The sequence below is a fragment of the Nocardioides oceani genome, assembly GCF_030412965.1.
Taxonomy (GTDB): domain Bacteria; phylum Actinomycetota; class Actinomycetes; order Propionibacteriales; family Nocardioidaceae; genus Nocardioides; species Nocardioides oceani.
On the sequence record NZ_JAUHJQ010000001.1, the window covers coordinates 167,771 to 186,959 of the forward strand.

A 19,189-nucleotide genomic window follows, 5' to 3' on the forward strand; every position below is an offset into this window, starting at 1 on the left:
CCTTCCCCGCCTCAGGCGACGGCGAGCGCGACGGTGGTGACCGGCGCGCGGCACTCCTCGGTGGCCTTGGGCACCTCGACCTGGATGTCGTTGTTGCGCAGCGTCGCGGACGTGGGCGACGCGCACCCGACCGTGACGACCTGGGCCAGCACGCCCTGGCTCTCACCGAGCACCAGCTGGCCCACGCGCGAGCGGAGCCGCTCGGCGAAGGCGGGGTCGAACTGCTCGAGGAAGGCGTCGAGGTCCGCCTCCTCGGTCACCGGGACGGCCTCCTCGGTCACCGTGCCGCCCACGTCGGCGCCGCGCACGAGCTTGACCTCGACGCTCTCGACGCCGTCGGCGTCGAGCGGGTCGACGGTCTCCTGGGTCGGGCTGGGCGTGCCGGCCACGGTGGTGTCCCGAGGGTCGCCCTCGGCCTCCCCGCACGCGGCGGTCAAGCCCGCCACGAGGGCGAGGACGGTGGACAGGGCGAGGGTTCCGAGATGACGTCGCATACGGCTCCGACGGTACCCACGGGCGCAGCGTTCCAGCCGCCGCTGGCATGCTCGGGGACGTGCCTCGGTCCTTCACGCGCGCGGAGCTGGAGTCGTTCCGGGACCGGGAGGTCCCCGACCTGCTGCCCGGCCCGGACGGACCGGTGCTGCGGCTGCTCTTCGTGGGGATCAACCCCGGCCTGTGGACCGCGGCCACGCAGACGCACTTCGCCCACCCGGGCAACCGGTTCTACCCGGCGCTGCTCGCTGCCGGCATCGTCGAGCGGCGCATCGACCCCGCCGCCGGGATGACCGACGAGGACCGCGACCACCTCCGCTCGCGCGGCATCGGCATCACCAACGTCGTCCGGCGCGCGACCGCGAAGGCCTCCGAGCTGTCGGCGGAGGAGTACCGCGCCGGCGGGCTCGCGCTCGTCGAGACCGTGCGCCGCGCCCGCCCGCACGTGGTCGCCGTCGCCGGCGTCACGGCGTACCGCGCCGCCTTCTCGCTGCCCAAGGCCGTCCCCGGCCGCCAGCCCGAGCCGCTGGCCGGCGCGGACCTGTGGGTGGTGCCGAACCCCAGCGGCCTCAACGCGCACGAGACCGTCGCCTCGCTCGCCGAGGCGTACGCCGCCCCCGCGCGCGCCGCCGGCATCCTCCCGCCCGCGGGCTGACGTCTCAGGCCTGCGCGTCGGGGAACGGGTGGTCCTTGCCGAGGACGACGAGCCCGTCCTCGACGTGGAAGCCGCGCGCCCGGTCCTCGTCGTGGTCGACACCGACCCGCGCACCGGCCGGGACGACGACGTTCTTGTCCAGGATCGCGCCGCGGACGACCGCGCCCGGGCCGATCTGCACGCCCTGCATCAGCACCGACCCCTCGACCACGGCGCCGGCGGCGACGCCGACGGCCGGCGAGAGCACCGAGCGGGTGACCGTGCCGCCGCTGACGACCGTGCCGGGCGAGAGGACCGCCTCGTCGACCCGGGCCGGCGACCCGTCGGCGCCCTGCACGACCTTCGCCGGGGGCTGCGGGCCGTAGGAGGTGTAGATCGGCCAGTCGAAGTTGTAGAGGTTGAAGACCGGCAGCGGGGAGACCACGTCCATGTGCGCGGCGTAGAACGAGCCGATGGTGCCGACGTCGCGCCAGTAGCCGCGGTCGCGGTCGGTGGCGCCCGGCACGACGTTGTCCTTGTAGTCGTAGACGCCGGCCTGCGACCGGCGCACGAACGCCGGCACGATGTCGCCGCCCATGTCGTGCTGCGATCCGGTCGTCGTGGCGTCGCGCGTCACCGCGTCGACCAGCGCGTCGGCGTCGAAGACGTAGTTGCCCATCGAGGCGAGCACCTCGCCGGGCGCGTCGGGCAGCCCGATGGGGTCGGTCGGCTTCTCGTGGAAGGCGCGGATGCGGCCCGGGTCGGACGGCTCGACCTCGATCACGCCGAACTGGTCGGCCAGCCCGATCGGCTGCCGGATAGCGGCGACCGTGCAGGCCGCACCCGACTCGCAGTGCTGGGCCACCATCTGCGAGAAGTCCATCCGGTAGACGTGGTCGGCGCCGACCACGACCACGATGTCGGGCTTCTCGTCGCGGATGAGGTTGAGCGACTGGAAGATCGCGTCGCCGCTGCCGAGGTACCAGTGCTTGCCGACGCGCTGCTGGGCCGGCACCGGCGTCACGTAGTTGCCGAGCATCGTCGACATCCGCCAGGTCTGGGTGACGTGCCGGTCGAGGCTGTGCGACTTGTACTGCGTGAGCACGACGACCTTGAGGTAGCCGGAGTTCACGACGTTCGAGAGCGCGAAGTCGATCAGCCGGTAGATCCCCGCGAACGGCACCGCCGGCTTGGCGCGGTCGGCGGTGAGCGGCATCAGCCGCTTGCCCTCCCCGCCCGCGAGCACGATGGCCAGGACCTTCTTGCGTGACGTGGCTCGCATGCCGTCACCGTAGACCCACCCGAGTAGGTTCGGTGCGTGCGAGTCGACGTGCTGACCAAGGAGTACCCGCCCGAGATCTACGGCGGGGCCGGGGTGCACGTCGCCGAGCTGGTCCGTGCGCTGCGCCGCCGCGACGACGTCGACGCCCACGTCCACGCCTTCGGAGCGCCGCGCGAGGAGCCGGGGACGTCGTCGTACGCGGAGCCGGCCGAGCTCGCGGGGGCGAACGCGGCGCTGCGCACGCTCGGGGTCGACCTGGCGATCGCCGACGCCTGCGCGGGTGCCGACGTGGTGCACTCCCACACCTGGTACGCCAACCTCGCCGGCCACCTGGCCGGGCTGCTGCACGGCGTGCCGCACGTGGTGACCGCCCACTCGCTGGAGCCGCTGCGGCCGTGGAAGGCCGAGCAGCTCGGGGGCGGGTACGCCGTGTCGGGCTGGGCCGAGCGGACGGCGTACGAGTCCGCGGCGGCCGTCGTCGCGGTCTCCCACGCCATGCGGGCAGACGTCCTGGCGGCGTACCCGGCCGTCGACCCCGACCGCGTCCACGTCGTCCACAACGGCATCGACACCGCGCTCTGGTCGCCGGTCGACGACCCCGACCGGGTCCGCGCGCACGGCGTCGACCCCGACCGGCCCTCGGTGGTCTTCGTCGGCCGGATCACCCGGCAGAAGGGGCTGCCGTGGTTCCTGCGCGCCGTGGCCGCGCTGCCGCCCGAGGTGCAGGTGGTGCTGTGCGCGGGCGCGCCGGACACCCCCGAGATCGAGGCCGAGGTCGTCGCGCTCGTCGCGGACCTGCAGGCGACCCGGACCGGCGTGGTCTGGATCCGCGACATGCTGCCGCGCGCGGACGTCGTCGCCCTGCTCACCGCCGCCACCGTCTTCGCCTGCCCGTCGGTCTACGAGCCGCTCGGCATCGTGAACCTGGAGGCGATGGCCTGCGAGACCGCGGTCGTCGCCACGGCGACCGGCGGGATCCCCGAGGTCGTCGTCGACGGCGAGACCGGGCTGCTCGTGCCGATCGAGCAGGCGACCGACGGCACGGGCACGCCCGTCGAGCCCGACCGGTACGTCGCGGACCTGGCCGCCGCGCTGACCGAGCTCGCCACCGACCCCGCCCGCGCCGCCGCGATGGGCCGCGCGGGCCGCGATCGCGCCCGGTCGGCCTTCGGCTGGGACGCCATCGCCGGGCGCACCCTCGAGGTCTACCGCTCGGTCCGCTGAGCCCGCCCCGCGTCCACAGATCGGCCCCCGAGGGCCGTCGTCCACAGCCGTCGCGACCGCGCGGGCGCCCGTCGGCGATCCGGAGCAGGGTCGGCGCCATGACCTACGCACCCGTGATCGAGACCCAGACCGACGTCGAGCGGGCCTGGCGCACGCTGATGCGCCCGCTCGGCTGGACCCGCACCAGCACCTGGCTGATGTTCGTCGGCCCGGACCGCCGGCCCTTCCCGCCGCTCACCGAGATCGACGACTGCGCCGGACCGCCGCCCGGCGACATCGCCCGGCAGCTGGGCGCGCTGCTCGCGCACCTGCGCGCCGACTCCCTGCCCGGCGTCCGCGTCGCCTTCCTGCGCTCCCGCCCCGGACTCGGCGGCATCGAGGACGACGACCGCGCCTGGGCGGCGGCGCTGTACGCCGCGGCCCGCACCGCCGGCATGCCCGCCGAGGTGGTCCACCTGGCCACCGACGAGGACGTCGTCGCGGTGCCGATGGACGAGGCGGCCCTTCCCGTGACCACCTAGGAGTGGCTACCGTCCGCCGGTGACCAAGCTGGTGTTCCTCCTCGCCGGTGGCGACGACGCCGCCGCCCCGACCCTGCGGGACGCGCTGCTCGCCGACGACCTCCGCGACGAGCTCGCCGCGGTCGGAGCGACGCGCCTGCACGTCAACGTCGACGACGGGGACGTCGCGGCGGCGATGCGGATCGCCTCGCCCACCGGGCCGGTCCGGGCGGTGGTGTCGGTGTGGGCGGAGCTCAGCGCGCAGGTCGGTGCCGAGGTCGCCCCCGTCCTCGACGCGCTCGCGGCGGCCCTCTCCGGGACCGGGGTGTCGCTCGGCGGCTACGAGGTCGAGGAGCGCCGCCCGCTCGAGCCGCCGTCGGTGCCCGACGGCGTGCGCACCGACGCGCTGGCCAACGTGGCCGTGCTGCGTCGTCCGGAGGACCTCGACGAGGCCGAGTGGCGGCACCGGTGGCTGGTCGACCACACCCCGGTGGCCATCGAGACCCAGGGCACCTTCGGCTACGTGCAGAACGTCGTGCTGGCCCCCGTGACGACGGATGCGCCGTACGTCAGCGCCGTCGTGGAGGAGCTGTTCCCGATGGCCGCCACCACCGACCTGCACGCGTTCTACGGCAGCGGTGGGGACGACGCCGAGCTGCGCTCGCGGATGGAGCGGATGATGGCGAGCGTGTCGCGGTTCGGTGCCGACCGCGGCCTCGACCTGGTGCCGAGCAGCCGCTACTGCTGGTCGCTCGAGCGGCGCGACCGGCGCGCGATCGCGTACGACGGTGCACGCACCCGGCGCACCCAGTCGTAGTTGGGCAGGCCGGGCAGCTCGTTGAGGATCGCGTCGAACTCCAGGTCGGGGTCGTCGGCCTGTCCCGTCTCCGGGTCGGGCGCCTCGAGGTGCAGGTCGGCGAAGACCCGCCAGTCCGAGCGCGGACCGGCGACCGCCAGCTCGACGCGGTGCTCGGCGACGTACCGCGCCCCGAGGAGCACCGGGCCGCGCGGTCCCCGGTAGGGGAACAGGGTGGTCAGCGGCCGGGTGGTCATCCCGAGCGAGGGCACGACCAGGAAGCGGCTCAGCGGACCCCAGCCGTTGGTCGACAGCAGGACGTCGGCGTGCCGCCCGCCGCCCTCGACCGGGTCCGCGGCGACGTCGTCGGCGCTCGCTCCGTCGAGCGGCACCTTGATCGCCAGCCCGTGGATGTCGGGGAGGCCCGGGGGCAGCCCGATGCCCTTCGACTCCCGGGCGAGGACGTCGTCGGTGCCGGCCTCGTCGACGAACGGCACCCCGATGCCCGGCTGCAGCCCGTGGCGCTCGAGCGTGCCGCGCAGCACGCGTCCGACGGGGTGCATCGGCTTCTCCGCCGGGCGAGCGGCCGCGAGGCCGCGGACGGCGGTGGCGATGACGGCTCCGCCGATCCGGGCGGGCAGGGCGGTCACGGTGCTGGGAGCGGTCACGAGGGCCTCCGAGAAGTGGTCCGAGAAGTGGTCCGGGAAGTGGTCCGGGGTGGGAGCCGGTGGAGGACGACGTCGCCGATGACGCCGTCACGCACGCGGGCGGTCAGGTAGGTGCAGTGCGGTTGCTGCCGCCGGTCAGTGGGCGAGCCGGGGTTGAGCAGCCGGAGCCCGCCGGGGGTCGTGGTGTCCCAGGGGATGTGGCTGTGGCCGAAGACGAGCACGTCGAGGTCGGGGTACGCCGCCTCGGCGCGCGCCTCGCGGCCCTGCTTGCCACCGGTCTCGTGGACGACACCGAGGCGGAGCCCGTCGAGCTCGACCCGGGCGACCTCGGGGAGCCGCGCGCGGAGGCCCGGGCCGTCGTTGTTGCCCCAGCAGGCCACCAGCCGGGCCGAGCGCTCCTCGAGCCGGTCGAGCGTGGCCTCGTCGACCCAGTCCCCCGCGTGGACGACGACGTCGGTCGCGTCGACGGCCTCCCACAGCTCGGCGGGCAGGTCCCGCGCGCGCTTGGGCAGGTGGGTGTCGGCCATGATCACCAGGTCCACGGCACTGCCCCTCTCATCCGCGAGCCCTCTCATCCGCGAGCCCTTTCGTCCGCGAGCCCTCTCGTCCGCAGGTGGTCTCATCCGCAGGCGACGCAGCGGCGGGCATCGGGGCGGACCTCGAGCCGCTCGGCCGGGATGGGGCGTCCGCAGCCCTCGCAGAGCCCGTAGGTGGCGGTGCCGAGGCGAGCGAGCGCGGCCTCGATCTCGGCCAGGCGGCGTGAGGCCTGGCGCACGAGCGTGTCCAGCTGGGACCGCTCGAAGGCGATCGTCGCGCCCTCGGGGTCGTGCTCGTCGTCGGCGTTGGTGTCCCGCGAGGCCTCGACCATCCCGGCGTAGTCACCGCGCAGCGCGGCCAGCCGACGGCTGACCAGGGCGTGCTCGGAGCGCAGCCGCTCCTCGGTGTCACGCGCGTCGCGCCCTTCAAGGGTGCCGTGGGCGTCGCGGGCTTCCCCGGCGTCCGTGGTGCGGTCGGGGCGGGGCGCCGGTGCGGCGGTCAGGCCGCCACCTGGCTGCTGATGATCAGGCACCCGAACTCCTGCCACGGCTCCCCCTGCCGGGCCACGGCCAGCTCGGCGGTGCTACCGCCGACCATCCGGGCCGCGACGAGCAGCGGCTCGCCGTCCTCGGCCTCACCGGGAGCCGCCAGCACGCCGGTCATCGTCCACTCCTGGCCGGGCAGCCCGTGGCGCACCCGCCGGCTCACGCGGCTCCACGTCGTGGCCGCCAGCACCAGGGTCAGGTCCTCGCCCTCGGGCATGGGGACCTGGACGGTCAGGCCGCGCACCGGCGCCTGGGGGCCGAGCAGGGCCGCCTCGCGCGACTCGGTGACGACCACGTCGTCGGTGCCGGGCTCGTCGAAGCACGCGTGCCCGACCGGCTGCTCCAGCCCGCGGCGGAACAGGCGCCCGCGCAGGGGCACCGCCTGCGGCCGGACCACCGACGCGGTCCGGGTGGCGAGGGTGAGGATCGACATGAGCCGGCGGTACCCGTACCTGCTGTCGCAGACACCCGACCTCCGGGGTGGTCCGGACCGGGGCGGGCCTAGATGACCAGCGAGAGCAGCAGGACGAAGACGAGGCCGGAGACCGAGAGGACCGTCTCCATGAGCGACCAGGTCTTAATGGTCTGGCCGACGCTCATGCCGAAGTACTCCTTGACCAGCCAGAACCCGGCGTCGTTGACGTGGGAGAAGAACACCGAGCCGGCCCCGACGGCCAGCACGACGAGCGAGGTCTCCCCCGTGGAGAGCCCGTCGACCAGGCCGATCATCAGCGAGCTGGCGGTGATGGTGGCGACGGTGGCCGAGCCGGTGGCCAGGCGGATGAGGACGGCGAGCACCCAGGCCAGGAGCAGCACCGGGATGTTGCCGTCGCGGGCCCAGTCGGCCAGCAGCGTGCCGATGCCGGTGTCGACGAGCACCTGCTTGAAGCCACCGCCGGCGGCGACGATGAGGATGATCCCGGCGATGGGCGGCAGCGAGGACTCGATGATCCGGCCGACGTCGCGCACCGAGGTGCCCAGGGCGGTGCCGAAGGTGACCATGGCGAGCAGGGTGGCGAGCAGGAGCGCGACGAGCGGCTCGCCGAGGACGTCGAGCACCTGGCGGAGCGGCTGCTCCTCGTCCTCGATGAAGATGTCGGCGAGCGCCTTGCCGAGCATCAGCGCCACGGGCGTGAGCACGGTGAGGAGCGTGACGGCGAAGGTGGGCCGGCGGTCGCCCGCCGTGCCCCGCTCCTCGTCGTCGCGCACGTCGAAGCGGTCCGGCGGCTGGAGCACCACCCAGCGTCCGGCGATCGAGCCGAAGAGCGGCCCGGAGACGATGACGGTCGGGACGGCGACGAGCACGCCGAGGGCGAGCGTGACGCCGAGGTCGGCACCGAGGTAGTCGATCGCCGTCAGCGGTCCGGGGTGCGGCGGGACCAGCCCGTGCATGGCGGACAGGCCGGCGAGGGCGGGGATGCCGACGGTGATCAGCGAGACCTGCGCGCGGCGGGCGACGAGGTAAATGACCGGCATCAACAGCACGAGGCCGATCTCGAAGAACATCGGCAGGCCGATGAGCGCGCCGACGGCGGCCATCGACCACGGCAGCGTCCGTGGTCCGCTGCGGCCGACGATGGTGTCGACGATCTGGTCGGCGCCGCCGGAGTCTGCCAGCAGCTTGGCGAACATCGCCCCGAGGGCGATGAGGATGCCCACCCCGGCGGTGGTGTCGCCGAAGCCGGTGGTGAAGGACTCCAGGACCGCGAGGACGTTCTCCCCCGCGACGATGCCCACGGTGAACGCGCCGAGGATCAGCGCGAGGAACGGGTGCAGCTTGACCACGGTGATGAGCACGACGAGCAGCGCGATCGCGACGAGCGCGGCGGTCACGAGGCGCCAGCCGGCGGCCACCGGCTCGGCGAGCTCCTCGGCGGCGAGCACGACGAGCTGGGCCCCGGAGGCGACGGAGGCGACGGTGGCGGTCATCGGCGTTCCCTTCCCTCGACGACGTCCACGTACCCCTGCACGATCGCGTCCACGCTCTGGTCGACCTCCAGCACGATGCCGTCCTCGTCGGGCTCGAGCGGCTCGAGGGTGGCGAACTGCGACGTCAGCAGGGAGGCCGGCATGAAGTGGCCGGGCCGGGCGGCCTGGCGGCGCTCGATGACCTCGCGGCTGCCCTCGAGCAGCACGAACGTGGTGGCCGGGGCGTGGTGCCGCAGCTGGTCGCGGTACCTCCGCCGCAGCGCCGAGCAGCTCATCACGCCGCCGTCGGGGTGGTCGGCCAGCCAGCGACCGATCTCCTCCAGCCACGGCCAGCGGTCGGAGTCGTCGAGCGCCTCGCCGCGCGACATCTTGGCGATGTTGGGCTCGGGGTGGAAGTCGTCGGCGTCCGCGAAGGGCACCCGCAGGCGCTGGGACAGCGCGGCGCCGACGGTCGACTTGCCGGAGCCCGAGACGCCCATGACGACCAGCAGGTGGCTCATGCGCCTCACCGTACGCCGCGCCGCAGCAGCGCCGCGGTGAGCAGCTCGGCGGCCGCCCGCTCGAAGACCGGCCCGTGCCGCAGCATCGCGTGGCCCGCCCCCGGCACGTCCCGCCACTCCACGTCGGCCCGACGCCGCAGCCGCTCGACGACCAGCCGCGCCCGCTCCGGCGTGGCCACCCGGTCCTCGGTCCCGTGCACGACCAGCACCCGCCGCCCGGAAAGGTCCACGTCGTCGGCCGGGTGCAGCCACGGGTTGAGCGCGACCACCGCGGCCACGCCCGGCTCGGCGCCGGCCAGCAGCGCCGCCCGCCCGCCGAGGGAGTGGCCGACGAGGCCGATCGGCAGGTCGCCGTACCGCTCCCGCACCTGCTCCATCGCCCACCGCGCGTCGTCGACCGGCGTTCCGGTGCGACCCCAGCCGCGCCGGGCGTTGAGCACGCGGTGGACGGCGAGGCGACCACGGCCGGCGCGTGCGACCCGCGCCGCGACCGGCACCATCCGCAGCACCGAGAGCTGCCACGGGCTGACCGGCGGGTCGCCGGGGCGGACGTCGCCGCCGTGCAGGGCGAGCACGACGGCCTCGGGCTCGCGCGGCACGCGGGTGGTCACCAGCCGGGCGCCGGTCACACCCCGCTCCGCTGCGGGTCGCGGGCGGCGCTGGCCGGGTCGACCTCCGGCCGGAGCGCGAGGTGGACCAGCACGAGCAGCGACGACAGCGCCGCGTAGAGGCACCACAGCGACGCGAACGCCTCGCGGTAGGCCACCGCGACGACGGTGAGCCCGACGAGGTTGACCAGCCCGAAGGCCACGACCACCCGGTGACCGGCCACGAGGCAGGCGCCCATGGTGGCCAGGACGTACAGCCCGGTCCACAGCTCGGCGTCGTGCAGCCCGATGCGGTAGACCAGCGCGTGCGGGTGCGCCTCGACCCGGACCCCGTTCTCGGCCACGACCCGTGCCAGGTGCGCGGTCACCACCACCCCGAGGGCGAGGAACGGGGCGACCCACCGGCGCCGCCCGGGCCGCGCGAGGAGCAGCACCGCGACCGGCAGCAGGGTCGGCAGCAGCGGGAGCGCGACGACGACGTACGCCACGGCGGCGGCGTGCGCCGGGCCTGCCGCGACGTGCCCCTCCACGCCGGCCCAGACGACCGCCTCGACCAGCTGGTGGGTCGCCAGCACCAGCGGCAGGGCGGCGAAGGGCAGCTCCCGGGCCGCGCGCACCTCCCGCAGCGCCAGCGCACCCACCGGCAGCAGCGCCGCCCCGGCCACGAGGTCGGCCTCGAGGGAGAAGCACATGGCTCGACGGTGCCCGACGGGGCGGGCGTCAGACGAGCGGGCCGAGCCGGCGGATCTCGAGCTCGACCTGCCGCTGCTGGCGCTCGCGGAGGTGGCGGAGCCGGGCCTGCTTCTGCTCGGGGCTGAGCGCGCGCCAGGACGCGCGCGGCTGCGGGCGCGTGGCGGCGGTGGTCATGGGCGTCATCGTGGCGCGGCACGCGGGCGCTGTCGACGCGTTTTCGGTGCGGGAGCGCACCGCGGGGGTCCTACGCTGAGCGCCATGGGCGAGCGCAACGTGCTGGGTGGGGAGCTGGTGCCCTGCGGCACCGAACCGCTGACCGGCTTCTACCGCGACGGGCACTGCTCGTGCGGACCCGACGACGTGGGGCTGCACGCGGTGTGCGCGGTGATGACCACCGAGTTCCTGGAGCACCAGCGCTCGGTCGGCAACGACCTGACGACGCCGCGGCCGGAGTGGCACTTCCCCGGGCTGCACCCCGGCGACCCGTGGTGCGTGGTCGCGGGCCGGTGGCTGCAGTCCTACCAGGCCGGCGCGGCCGCGCCGGTGGTGCTCGCCGCGACCAACGAGCGCGCGCTGGAGGTGGTGCGGATCGAGCTGCTCGAGGAGCACGCCGTCGACGTGCCGCCCGACCTCAGCTCGCTCGGCTGAGGACCCGGGGGCCCCGGTCGGGTCAGCGCAGGCGCCACACGCCCGGCGTACCGGGCTCGATGACGCCCTCGTCCTGGAGCGCGCGGCGGGCCTTGCGCGCGGCCAGCTGCCAGCGCGGCTCGCCGGTGGGCGAGGCGTCGCGGTCGCCGGGGCGCAGCGCCTCGCCGAGCCGCTCCTCGAGCGCCGGGAACACCTCGTCGGCCGCGAGCTCTCCGCCGCTCTCCTGGAGCAGGGCGACGATCGGCGCCTTGAGCTCCTCGGGCGAGGTCCACTTGCGCGGCGCCGCCTTCTTCGCCGGCGTCCCGGGCACCCGGGCGGCGGCGGTCCGCGTGCGGACCGGGGTGGCCTTCTCGACCGGCACCGGCTTCGGCTCGGGCCGCCCGTGCACGCACTGGCTCAGCGGGAGGTCGCACAGCTCGCAGTAGTCCTCGGCCACGTCGACCCAATCTACGGACCCCCGCCCAGCCACCTCCAGCGGGTCGTCCGTGGCCGCCCAGAGCGAGTCGTGCGTCACCGGCGGGAGAGCAGGACCAGCACCTCGTAGTGGCGGGTGTTCGGGAACATGTCGAGCAGCCGCCCCCGGCCGGGGGCGTAGGACGGCATCGCCGCGAGGTCGGCGGCGAGCGTGCGGGCGTTGCAGCTGGAGTAGAGCACGTGCGGGACGCCGGAGCTCTCCAGCCAGCCGGCGAGCTGGTCGCCGATCCCCCGGCGGGGCGGGTTGACCACCACGAGGTCGGGCAGCGCGTCCGCCGCCGCGTTGACGGCGTACGTCGTCGCGTCGCCGGCCAGGAAGCGGACGTCGTCCAGGCCGGCCGCCGCGGCGCTGTGCTCGGCGGAGCGCACGGCCTCGTTCGAGATCTCCACGCCGGTCACGGTCCGGCCGGGAGCGGCGAGGTGCAGCGCGAAGCCGCCCACGCCGCAGTAGAGGTCCCACACCGACGCCGGCGCGAGCTCGTCGACCCACGCCGCAGCCTCGCCGTAGAGCGCGAGCGCCATCGCGGTGTTGGTCTGGAAGAAGCTGCGCGGCCGCAGGTGCAGCGTGACCGCGCCCAAGGACGTGCCCAGCGGCATCGCGAGCGTGGCCGAGCGGGTCAGCACGATCTCCCGCTCCCCCTCCAGCACCGCCTTGTGCGCCGGCTGCAGGTTCACCGTGGCGACGGCGACCGGCAGCCGCTCCAGCAGCCAGGGCAGGTGCTTGCGCAGCCGTGCGACCGGCTCCTGGGAGCGGCACACGAACCGGACCATCAGCTCGCCGGCCGGCGACTCGGTGACCAGCAGGTGCTTGAGCTCGCCGCGCCGCTGCCCGACGTCGTACGGCGTCAGGTCGGCGCGCGTGACGAAGTCGGCCAGCACCGGCAGTGCGTCGTGGAGACCGCTCGTGTGGAGCCGGCACTCGCGCAGGTCCACGCCGGTGAAGGTCTGGTCGAGGATGCCGAGGGTCGGCGCGGCGGCCGTCCCGCCGACCACCATCTTGGCCTTGTTGCGGAACCCCGCCGGGGCCGACGCGACCGGCTCGGACCACCCCGCGGCGGGCGTCGGCAGGAGCGCGGCGACCTCGCGCTGCTTGTCGGCCAGCTGGGCGTCGTAGGGCTGGTCGAGCAGCGCGCACGACCGGCATCGCCCGGTGTCGAAGTAGTCGCACCGGACGGCCACGGACTCCGTCAGCATCATCGGAGCATCACCGGCCGGCTCAGCCCGTCGTGGGCAGGCCGAGGTCGACGAGCGCGTCGTAGCCGCCACCGTTGACCACGCTGCCGAACCCGAGCCCGCGCATGACCTCGATCGCCCGGGTGGCCCGCGCGCCGGACTCGCAGTAGACGACGTAGTACCGGTCGCGCGGCAGCTCGGCGACCCGGTCACGGAAGTCATCGGCGGCGAGGTCGAGGTTCATCGCGCCGTCGACGTGCCCGGCGGCGTACTCCTCGGGCGTGCGGACGTCGACCACCGTCGCGCCGCGGTGGATCAGCCGCTCGACCTCGCTGGTGTCGTCGGCGCACGCGCCCAGGCCGAGCAGCCCGACGAGGAGGAGCGGGAGCAGGAGCAGCCTCACCACTGGTCGTGGACCGCCTCGCGGAAGTAGGTGTCGTAGAGCCGCCGCACGCCCGCGAGCAGGTCCTCCGACAGCGGCGGGAGCGAGCCGGCGGCGGCGTTCGCGCGCGCCTGCTCGGGGTTCCGGGCGCCCGGGATCACCGTGCTGACGCCGGCCTGCTGCCAGACCCAGGCCAGCGCGACCTGGGCGGCGGTCGCGCCCTCCGGGCCGTGCTCGGCGGCGAGCCGGGTGAACTCCCGCGCGGCCGCCACGCCGGACTCGAAGTCCACGCCGGAGAACGTCTCGCCGCGGTCGAAGGCGCTGCCGTCGCGGTTGTAGGTGCGGTGGTCGTCGTCGGCGAACGTCGTGTGCTCGTCGTACTTGCCCGACAGCAGGCCGGAGGCCAGCGGCACGCGCGCGATGATGCCGACGCCGGCCTCCTGCGCGGCCGGCAGCACCCGGTCGAGCGGCTTGAGCCGGAAGGCGTTGAGGATGATCTGGATGCTCGCGACGCCCGGCCGCGCGATGGCGGAGAGCGCCTGGTCGGCGGTCTCGACCGAGACGCCGTACGCCGCGATCGCGCCGTCGGCGACCAGCGTGTCGAGGGCGTCGTACGTCGCGTCGTCGTCGATCGTCGCGCTCGGCGGGCAGTGCAGCTGCACCAGGTCGAGGGTGTCGACGCCGAGGTTGCGGCGGGACCGGTCGGTCCACTCGCGGAACGCGTCGAGGCGGTAGTTCTCCGGGACCTGGTCGACGCGGCGGCCCATCTTGGTGGCGACCGTGATGCCGTCGTGGTCGCGCAGGAAGGAGCCGATGACCTGCTCGCTGCGGCCGTCGCCGTACACGTCGGCGGTGTCGAAGAACGTCACGCCCGCCTCGACCGACGCCTCGAGCACCGCCCGGGCGTCGGCCTCGCTCACCTCGCCCCAGTCGGCTCCGAGCTGCCAGGTGCCGAGGCCCACGACGGAGACGTCGCGGCCGGTGCGTCCGAGGGTGCGGGAGTCCAGGGAGGAAGCCATGCCCCCATCCTCCCCGACCGGCCGAAACCTCGAGCGGCGGCCGCCGATGAGTCCGCGCCCCGGCACCGGTCGGAGCGACGTACACACCCCGTCCCCCACCCGGAGGTCCCCATGCCCGTCCAGCTGAGCCCCTACCTGCACTTCGACGCCACGGCCCGCGAGGCGATGACCTTCTACCAGTCGGTGCTGGGCGGTGAGCTGACCCTCAGCACGTTCGCCGAGTACGGCATGGAGGGCGACGGCGCCGACGGCGTCATGCACGCGATGCTCCGCACCGAGGAGGGCTTGATGTTCATGGCCTCCGACCTCCCGCCCGGGACCACCCTCTCCCCCGGCGACGCCACGGTGTCGCTGACGCTGAGCGGCGACGACGAGGCGCGGCTGCGTGGGTGGTTCGACGCGCTCGCCGAGGGCGGGGAGGTGCACGTGCCGCTGGAGAAGCAGATGTGGGGCGACGTGTTCGGCCAGCTCAAGGACCGGTACGGCGTGCAGTGGATGGTCGACATCGGCTGACCGTCACTGTTGGGCGCCCGGCACGACGCGCGCGGTCGGGGCGCCCGGCTACGGTGGCACGCGCGCGGTCGGACGACCGTGCCGCCGAGCCGGGAGGGTTGCCGATGCAGCTGGAGCTGTCCGCCGAGGACGCCGCGTTCCGCGACGAGATGCGGACGTTCTTCACCACCGAGGTCCCGCAGGAGATCCGCGACGCCGTCGCGAACCGCCGCGAGCTGACCAAGGACCAGATCGTCGAGAGCCAGCGGGTGCTCAACGCCCACGGCCTCGCGGTCCCGAACTGGCCGGTCGAGTGGGGAGGCAAGGACTGGTCCCCGCTGCGCCGCCACATCTGGCACGAGGAGATGCAGCGCGCCGACGTGCCGGCGCCCCTGGCGTTCAACGCCTCGATGATCGGACCGGTCATCGCCCACTTCGGCTCCCAGGAGATCAAGGAGCGGTTCCTCCCGGCGACGGCGAACCTCGACATCTGGTGGTCGCAGGGCTTCTCCGAGCCCGACGCCGGCTCCGACCTGGCCTCCCTGCGCACGACCGCGGTCCGCGACGGCGACGAGTTCGTCGTCAACGGCCAGAAGACGTGGACGACGTTGGGCCAGTACGGCGACTGGATCTTCACCCTCGTCCGCACCGACCCGGACGTGAAGAAGCAGGCGGGCATCTCGATGCTGCTCATCGACATGACCTCGCCGGGCCTGACCGTCCGCCCCATCGAGCTCATCGACGGCGGCCACGAGGTCAACGAGGTGTGGTTCGAGGACGTCCGCGTGCCGGCCGAGAACATGGTCGGCGAGCTGAACTCCGGCTGGACCCAGGCGAAGTTCCTCCTCGGCAACGAGCGGGTCGGCGTCGCCCCCGTCGGCGCCACCAAGCGGGTCCTGGCCCAGGCCAAGGAGTGGGCGCGCGAGACCGGCCAGCTCGACGACCTCCTCACCGCCAGCCGGGTCGCCGAGCTCGAGAACGAGCTGCTCGCCCTCGAGCTCACCGCCCTGCGCGTGGTCGCCCACTCCGCCGACGGCAAGCCGCACCCGGCCTCCTCGGTGCTCAAGCTCAAGGGGACCGAGCTGCAGCAGGCGGTCTCCGAGCTGGTCGTCGACCTCGCCGGCCCGGCCTCGCTCGCCTCCGGCGCCGGGGACGACTCCGACCTCCCGTGGTGGTCGCGCCGCGCCACCCCGGCGTACCTCAACCTCCGCAAGGCCTCGATCTACGGCGGCTCCAACGAGGTGCAGCGCCAGATCATCGCCAAGACGATCCTCGGTCTCTGAGCGGGACGGGAAGGGACTTCACCATGGACTTCACCTACGACGAGGAGCAGCAGGCGCTGCGCGAGGCCGTCCGCGGCCTGGTCGGCAAGGCCTACTCCGACTACGAGCAGCGGCGGCAGACGGTCGCCGCCGACCCCGGCTTCGACGAGGCGCAGTGGGGCCGGATGGCGGAGATGGGCCTGCTCGGCCTGCCGTTCAGCGAGGACGACGGCGGCGTGGGCGCCGGCCCGGTCGAGATCTCGATCGTGGCCGAGGAGCTCGGTCGCGTCGTCGCCCCCGAGCCGTACCTCACCTCCGTGGTCTGGGCCGGCGGCCTGGTCAGCGCGGTCGGGACCGCCGAGCAGCGGGCCGAGGTGCTCGGCGCGCTGAGCGCCGGCGAGAGCGTCCTGGCCCCGGCGCTGGCCGAGCCCGGCCGCCGCTGGACCAACGACGCCACGGCCGTCACCGCCTCGGTGGACAGCGACGCCTGGACGCTCACCGGCACCAAGGAGCCGGTGCCGCAGGGCGCCCGCGCCGACGTGCTGGTGGTCAGCGCGATGCTGCCCGAGGGCGGCACCGGGCTGTTCCTGGTGGCCGGCGACGCCGAGGGCCTGACCCGCACCGGGTACGCCACGCACGACGGCGGCCGCGCGGCGAAGGTGACCTTCGACGGCACCGCGGCCACGCCGCTCGGCGAGCCGGGCGCGGACGTCGCCGCCTCCATCGCCACCGTCACCGACCTGACCCGGATCATGGCGTGCAACGAGGCCGTCGGCGCGATGGAGACCGCGCTGCGCACCACCTCGGCGTACCTCACCTCGCGCAAGCAGTTCGGCGTCACGCTCAACACCTTCCAGGCGCTGACGTTCCGCGCGGCGGACATGTACATCTCGCTGGAGCTGGCCAAGTCGCTCGCCGTGTGGGCGACGATGGTCGTCGGGTCGGGGTCGCCGGCGGAGATCGCCGAGGCCTCGCAGCGCGCGTCGCTGCAGGTCGCCAGGGCCGGGCGGCACATCGGCCAGGAGGCGATCCAGCTCCACGGCGGCATCGGCATGACCGCGGAGTACTCCATCGGTGCCTACACCAGCCGGCTCACCGCCCTCGACCACCTCCTCGGCGACGCGACGTTCCACCTGCGCTCACTCGCCGCGGCCGTGGGCGACCACGCGGAAGTCGACCCGCTGCCCTGAGCACCATCGGCGCCCCGGCCCGGCCCGCCCCTCGGGTGGTCCGGGCCGGCTTCGCGCCGGTCAAGGGCACCCGGCACCAGGCGTACGACGCCGTCACGCTGTCCCCGCGCGGGCCGGTGGGCGACCGCGCCTGGTGCCTCGTCGACGTCGAGCAGCGGCGGGTGCTGCGCACTGTCCAGCACCCGTCGCTCGTCGCCGTCTCGGCCGTCCCCTCCCCCGACGGGCTCGCGATCTCGCTGCCCTCCGGCGCCGTCGCGTCCGGGCCCGTGCTGCCCAGGGGCGAGTCGCTGACCTGCGACTACTGGGGCCGGCCGGTCGCGCTCGACCTGCTGGACGGCCCGCACTCCGCGCTGCTCTCGTCCCACCTCGGGAAGCCGGTCCGCCTCGCGGCCGCACCTCCCGGCGGGGTCGTGTACGCCGGCGCCGTCACGCTCGTCGCGACCGGCACGCTCCGCGAGCTCGCGTCGCGGACGGGCCTCCCGATGGCCGACCTCGCCGCGCGGTTCCGGCCGACCTTCGTGGTCGACGCCGACGAGCCGCACGCCGAGGACTCCTGGGTCGGCGACGAGGTCGACCTCGGGCCGGCCCGCGTGCGGATCACCTCCCGCGTGCCACGCTGCGCCGTCGTCGACCTCGACCCGGTGACCGGCAAGCGAGGTAGCCGCGTGCTCGCCGCGCTGGCGGCGTACCGCCCTCGTGACGTCGGCACCGGCGACCTGCTCCTCGGCGTCGACGCCGAGGTCGTCGTGCCCGGCACGGTGGCGGTCGACCGCACGGCGTAGCCACGGACCCGTGCGAGCCACCGACCTCACGCTCGTGGATCGGTGCCGTCAGGTGGCACCGGTCCGCGACCGTTGACCCGCCGGTCCGGTCAGGCGGGCAGCGCGGCCGGCTCGGGGCGGGCGAGCTTGCGGAGCTGGCGGCCCAGGTTGTGGCGGTTGGTCTCGGCCAGCCAGCCGTTGGGCAGCGAGAGCCGGACGACCTTGTGCCAGGCGCTGGCGACCTGCTGGGGCAGCGGGCGGGCGTTGTAGCTGAGGCCGTACCGCTCGAAGACGGCGCGCATCCGGGGGGCGATCTCGCCGTACCGCCGGCTGGGCAGGTCCGGGAAGCAGTGGTGCTCGATCTGGTGGGACAGGTTGCCGGTCATCAGGTGCATGAACTTCGAGCCGGAGATGTTGGCCGAGCCGAGCATCTGGCGCAGGTACCACTGCGCGCGGGTCTCGTTCTCGTCCAGCTCGGCCTCCTCGAAGGTCTCGACGCCCTCGGGGAAGTGGCCGCACATGATGACCGAGTGGCTCCAGATGTTGCGGCCGAGGACCGCGACGGCGTTGGCGGCGAGCGTCGCCTTCCAGCCCTTGCCGCTGAGGACCGGGTGCACCACGAAGTCCTTGGTGACCTGCTTGCGCACCTTGTGCAGGGCGGCGACGACCTCGGCCCGCTTCTCCGGCGGCATCTTCTTCTTCGCGCGCAGGTGCTCGCCGAAGTCGAGGTCGTACATCGCGATGCCGTACTCGAAGATGCAGGCGGTCACGAAGTTCCACGCGGGCTGGATCAGGTGCCGCGGGCGCCACTGCTGCGCCTCGTCGACGCGGAGGATGCCGTACCCGAGGTCGTTGTCGCGGCCGAGAATGTTTGTGTATCGGTGGTGGACCTCGTTGTGCGCCCGCTTCCACTGCGCGGCCGGCGAGGCGTGGTCCCAGTCCCACGTCGAGGAGTGGATCTTCGGGTCGCGCATCCAGTCCCACTGGCCGTGCAGGACGTTGTGGCCGATCTCCATGTTGTCCAGCGCCTTGGCGGTGGTCAGGCCCACCGTCCCGATGACCCACGCCAGCTTGTTGCGGCCGGCCGCGAGCAGCACGACCCGGCTGCCGAGCTCGAGGGCGCGCTGGGCGCGGATCACGCGACGGATGTACGCCGCGTCGACCTCGCCGCGGTCGTCGAGGACCTCCTGGCGGATCGCGTCGAGCTCCCGGCCGATCTCCTCGACCTGGGCCGCGGTGAGCCCGCCGGGGTACACCTTCTCGACCGTGCCACCCGCCGTCGTCTCCGGCTCCGCGGCCGAGGGCGTGGCCGGAGGAGCGGTCGTGAGGTCGTCCCGAGTCAGGGTCATGCCCCAACGGTGCCCGATCCCTGGGCACACC

Annotated in this window: 25 protein-coding genes; 9 read left to right on the forward strand and 16 right to left on the reverse strand. The window is 74.3% G+C overall.

Annotation, left to right across the window (positions count from 1 at the left end; all coding sequences use genetic code 11):
- Nucleotides 1–11 precede the first annotated feature (11 nt).
- Nucleotides 12–494 carry a hypothetical protein gene (locus QWY28_RS00855; RefSeq protein WP_300950410.1) on the reverse strand — a complete coding sequence of 161 codons (483 nt, stop codon included), beginning with the start codon at nucleotides 492–494 and terminating at the stop codon, nucleotides 12–14.
- A 59-nt stretch (nucleotides 495–553) separates the two neighbouring features.
- Between QWY28_RS00855 and QWY28_RS00860 the strand changes: the two genes are divergently transcribed.
- Entirely contained in the window at nucleotides 554–1,147 is a 594-nt protein-coding gene (locus QWY28_RS00860; RefSeq protein ID WP_300950411.1) for a mismatch-specific DNA-glycosylase, read from the forward strand.
- 4 nt (nucleotides 1,148–1,151) lie between these two features.
- Here QWY28_RS00860 and QWY28_RS00865 read toward each other — a convergent pair whose 3' ends face one another.
- Nucleotides 1,152–2,408, reverse strand: a complete 1,257-nt coding sequence (locus QWY28_RS00865) for a glucose-1-phosphate adenylyltransferase (protein WP_300950412.1) — start codon at nucleotides 2,406–2,408, stop codon at nucleotides 1,152–1,154.
- A 36-nt stretch (nucleotides 2,409–2,444) separates the two neighbouring features.
- Here QWY28_RS00865 and glgA point away from each other — a divergent pair, with 36 nt between their 5' ends.
- The 3 genes from glgA to QWY28_RS00880 all read left to right on the forward strand — a co-directional run bounded on the left by glgA (nucleotide 2,445) and on the right by QWY28_RS00880 (nucleotide 4,949).
- Nucleotides 2,445–3,632, forward strand: coding sequence for a glycogen synthase (gene glgA, locus QWY28_RS00870; protein WP_300950413.1), 1,188 nt, complete (start codon nucleotides 2,445–2,447; stop codon nucleotides 3,630–3,632).
- Between the two features lie 98 nt (nucleotides 3,633–3,730).
- Entirely contained in the window at nucleotides 3,731–4,153 is a 423-nt protein-coding gene (locus QWY28_RS00875; protein ID WP_300950414.1) for a hypothetical protein, read from the forward strand.
- A 19-nt stretch (nucleotides 4,154–4,172) separates the two neighbouring features.
- Nucleotides 4,173–4,949 carry a hypothetical protein gene (locus tag QWY28_RS00880; protein ID WP_300950415.1) on the forward strand — a complete coding sequence of 259 codons (777 nt, stop codon included), beginning with the start codon at nucleotides 4,173–4,175 and terminating at the stop codon, nucleotides 4,947–4,949.
- Here the strand turns inward: QWY28_RS00880 and QWY28_RS00885 are convergent.
- The 9 genes from QWY28_RS00885 to QWY28_RS00925 all read right to left on the reverse strand — a co-directional run bounded on the left by QWY28_RS00885 (nucleotide 4,871) and on the right by QWY28_RS00925 (nucleotide 10,582).
- Complete coding sequence (locus tag QWY28_RS00885; RefSeq protein WP_300950416.1) at nucleotides 4,871–5,596, reverse strand: hypothetical protein; 726 nt, start codon at nucleotides 5,594–5,596, stop codon at nucleotides 4,871–4,873. The genes QWY28_RS00880 and QWY28_RS00885 overlap by 79 nt on opposite strands.
- Entirely contained in the window at nucleotides 5,593–6,138 is a 546-nt protein-coding gene (locus tag QWY28_RS00890; RefSeq protein ID WP_300950417.1) for a metallophosphoesterase family protein, read from the reverse strand. The genes QWY28_RS00885 and QWY28_RS00890 overlap by 4 nt, the downstream gene beginning before the upstream one ends.
- 77 nt (nucleotides 6,139–6,215) lie before the next feature.
- Complete coding sequence (locus QWY28_RS00895; protein ID WP_300950418.1) at nucleotides 6,216–6,665, reverse strand: TraR/DksA family transcriptional regulator; 450 nt, start codon at nucleotides 6,663–6,665, stop codon at nucleotides 6,216–6,218.
- Nucleotides 6,632–7,111 (reverse strand): hypothetical protein, encoded by a 480-nt coding sequence (locus QWY28_RS00900; RefSeq protein WP_300950419.1) that lies wholly within the window; start codon nucleotides 7,109–7,111, stop codon nucleotides 6,632–6,634. Before QWY28_RS00900 ends, QWY28_RS00895 begins: the two co-directional genes overlap by 34 nt.
- 68 nt (nucleotides 7,112–7,179) lie before the next feature.
- Nucleotides 7,180–8,607 (reverse strand): GntP family permease, encoded by a 1,428-nt coding sequence (locus QWY28_RS00905; protein WP_300950420.1) that lies wholly within the window; start codon nucleotides 8,605–8,607, stop codon nucleotides 7,180–7,182.
- Nucleotides 8,604–9,107 carry a gluconokinase gene (locus QWY28_RS00910; RefSeq protein WP_300950421.1) on the reverse strand — a complete coding sequence of 168 codons (504 nt, stop codon included), beginning with the start codon at nucleotides 9,105–9,107 and terminating at the stop codon, nucleotides 8,604–8,606. The genes QWY28_RS00905 and QWY28_RS00910 overlap by 4 nt, the downstream gene beginning before the upstream one ends.
- Nucleotides 9,108–9,112: 5 nt before the next feature.
- Nucleotides 9,113–9,736 carry an alpha/beta hydrolase gene (locus tag QWY28_RS00915; protein WP_300950422.1) on the reverse strand — a complete coding sequence of 208 codons (624 nt, stop codon included), beginning with the start codon at nucleotides 9,734–9,736 and terminating at the stop codon, nucleotides 9,113–9,115.
- Complete coding sequence (locus QWY28_RS00920) at nucleotides 9,733–10,407, reverse strand: DUF6629 family protein (protein WP_300950423.1); 675 nt, start codon at nucleotides 10,405–10,407, stop codon at nucleotides 9,733–9,735. The genes QWY28_RS00915 and QWY28_RS00920 overlap by 4 nt, the downstream gene beginning before the upstream one ends.
- 28 nt (nucleotides 10,408–10,435) lie before the next feature.
- Nucleotides 10,436–10,582: a hypothetical protein gene (locus tag QWY28_RS00925; RefSeq protein ID WP_300950424.1), complete on the reverse strand. Its 147-nt coding sequence runs from the start codon at nucleotides 10,580–10,582 to the stop codon at nucleotides 10,436–10,438.
- An 84-nt stretch (nucleotides 10,583–10,666) separates the two neighbouring features.
- On the opposite strand from QWY28_RS00925, the gene QWY28_RS00930 reads away from it, so the two are divergent.
- Nucleotides 10,667–11,056: a DUF2237 family protein gene (locus QWY28_RS00930; protein ID WP_300950425.1), complete on the forward strand. Its 390-nt coding sequence runs from the start codon at nucleotides 10,667–10,669 to the stop codon at nucleotides 11,054–11,056.
- A 22-nt stretch (nucleotides 11,057–11,078) separates the two neighbouring features.
- On the opposite strand, the gene QWY28_RS00935 is transcribed toward QWY28_RS00930, so the two are convergent.
- The 4 genes from QWY28_RS00935 to QWY28_RS00950 are packed head-to-tail and all read right to left on the reverse strand — an operon-like array spanning nucleotide 11,079 to nucleotide 14,104.
- Complete coding sequence (locus QWY28_RS00935; protein ID WP_300950426.1) at nucleotides 11,079–11,570, reverse strand: hypothetical protein; 492 nt, start codon at nucleotides 11,568–11,570, stop codon at nucleotides 11,079–11,081.
- Complete coding sequence (gene rlmC / locus QWY28_RS00940) at nucleotides 11,567–12,724, reverse strand: 23S rRNA (uracil(747)-C(5))-methyltransferase RlmC (protein ID WP_300950427.1); 1,158 nt, start codon at nucleotides 12,722–12,724, stop codon at nucleotides 11,567–11,569. Before rlmC ends, QWY28_RS00935 begins: the two co-directional genes overlap by 4 nt.
- 22 nt (nucleotides 12,725–12,746) lie before the next feature.
- Nucleotides 12,747–13,106 carry a rhodanese-like domain-containing protein gene (locus QWY28_RS00945; RefSeq protein WP_300950428.1) on the reverse strand — a complete coding sequence of 120 codons (360 nt, stop codon included), beginning with the start codon at nucleotides 13,104–13,106 and terminating at the stop codon, nucleotides 12,747–12,749.
- On the reverse strand, nucleotides 13,103–14,104 hold the full coding sequence (locus QWY28_RS00950; protein ID WP_300950429.1) for an aldo/keto reductase: 1,002 nt from the start codon (nucleotides 14,102–14,104) through the stop codon (nucleotides 13,103–13,105). Before QWY28_RS00950 ends, QWY28_RS00945 begins: the two co-directional genes overlap by 4 nt.
- A 111-nt stretch (nucleotides 14,105–14,215) precedes the next feature.
- Between QWY28_RS00950 and QWY28_RS00955 the strand changes: the two genes are divergently transcribed.
- The 4 genes from QWY28_RS00955 (at nucleotide 14,216) to QWY28_RS00970 (ending at nucleotide 17,830) form a co-directional block, all read left to right on the forward strand.
- Nucleotides 14,216–14,617, forward strand: coding sequence for a VOC family protein (locus tag QWY28_RS00955; protein ID WP_300950430.1), 402 nt, complete (start codon nucleotides 14,216–14,218; stop codon nucleotides 14,615–14,617).
- 104 nt (nucleotides 14,618–14,721) lie between these two features.
- A complete protein-coding gene (locus QWY28_RS00960; RefSeq protein WP_300950431.1) occupies nucleotides 14,722–15,879 on the forward strand; it encodes an acyl-CoA dehydrogenase family protein in 1,158 nt (385 codons plus the stop codon).
- Nucleotides 15,880–15,902: 23 nt separating this feature from the next.
- Nucleotides 15,903–17,048: an acyl-CoA dehydrogenase family protein gene (locus QWY28_RS00965; protein WP_300950432.1), complete on the forward strand. Its 1,146-nt coding sequence runs from the start codon at nucleotides 15,903–15,905 to the stop codon at nucleotides 17,046–17,048.
- Nucleotides 17,049–17,083: 35 nt separating this feature from the next.
- Complete coding sequence (locus tag QWY28_RS00970) at nucleotides 17,084–17,830, forward strand: MOSC domain-containing protein (protein ID WP_300950433.1); 747 nt, start codon at nucleotides 17,084–17,086, stop codon at nucleotides 17,828–17,830.
- 89 nt (nucleotides 17,831–17,919) lie between these two features.
- On the opposite strand, the gene QWY28_RS00975 is transcribed toward QWY28_RS00970, so the two are convergent.
- Entirely contained in the window at nucleotides 17,920–19,158 is a 1,239-nt protein-coding gene (locus QWY28_RS00975; RefSeq protein WP_300950434.1) for a fatty acid desaturase family protein, read from the reverse strand.
- Between the last annotated feature and the right edge of the window lie 31 nt (nucleotides 19,159–19,189).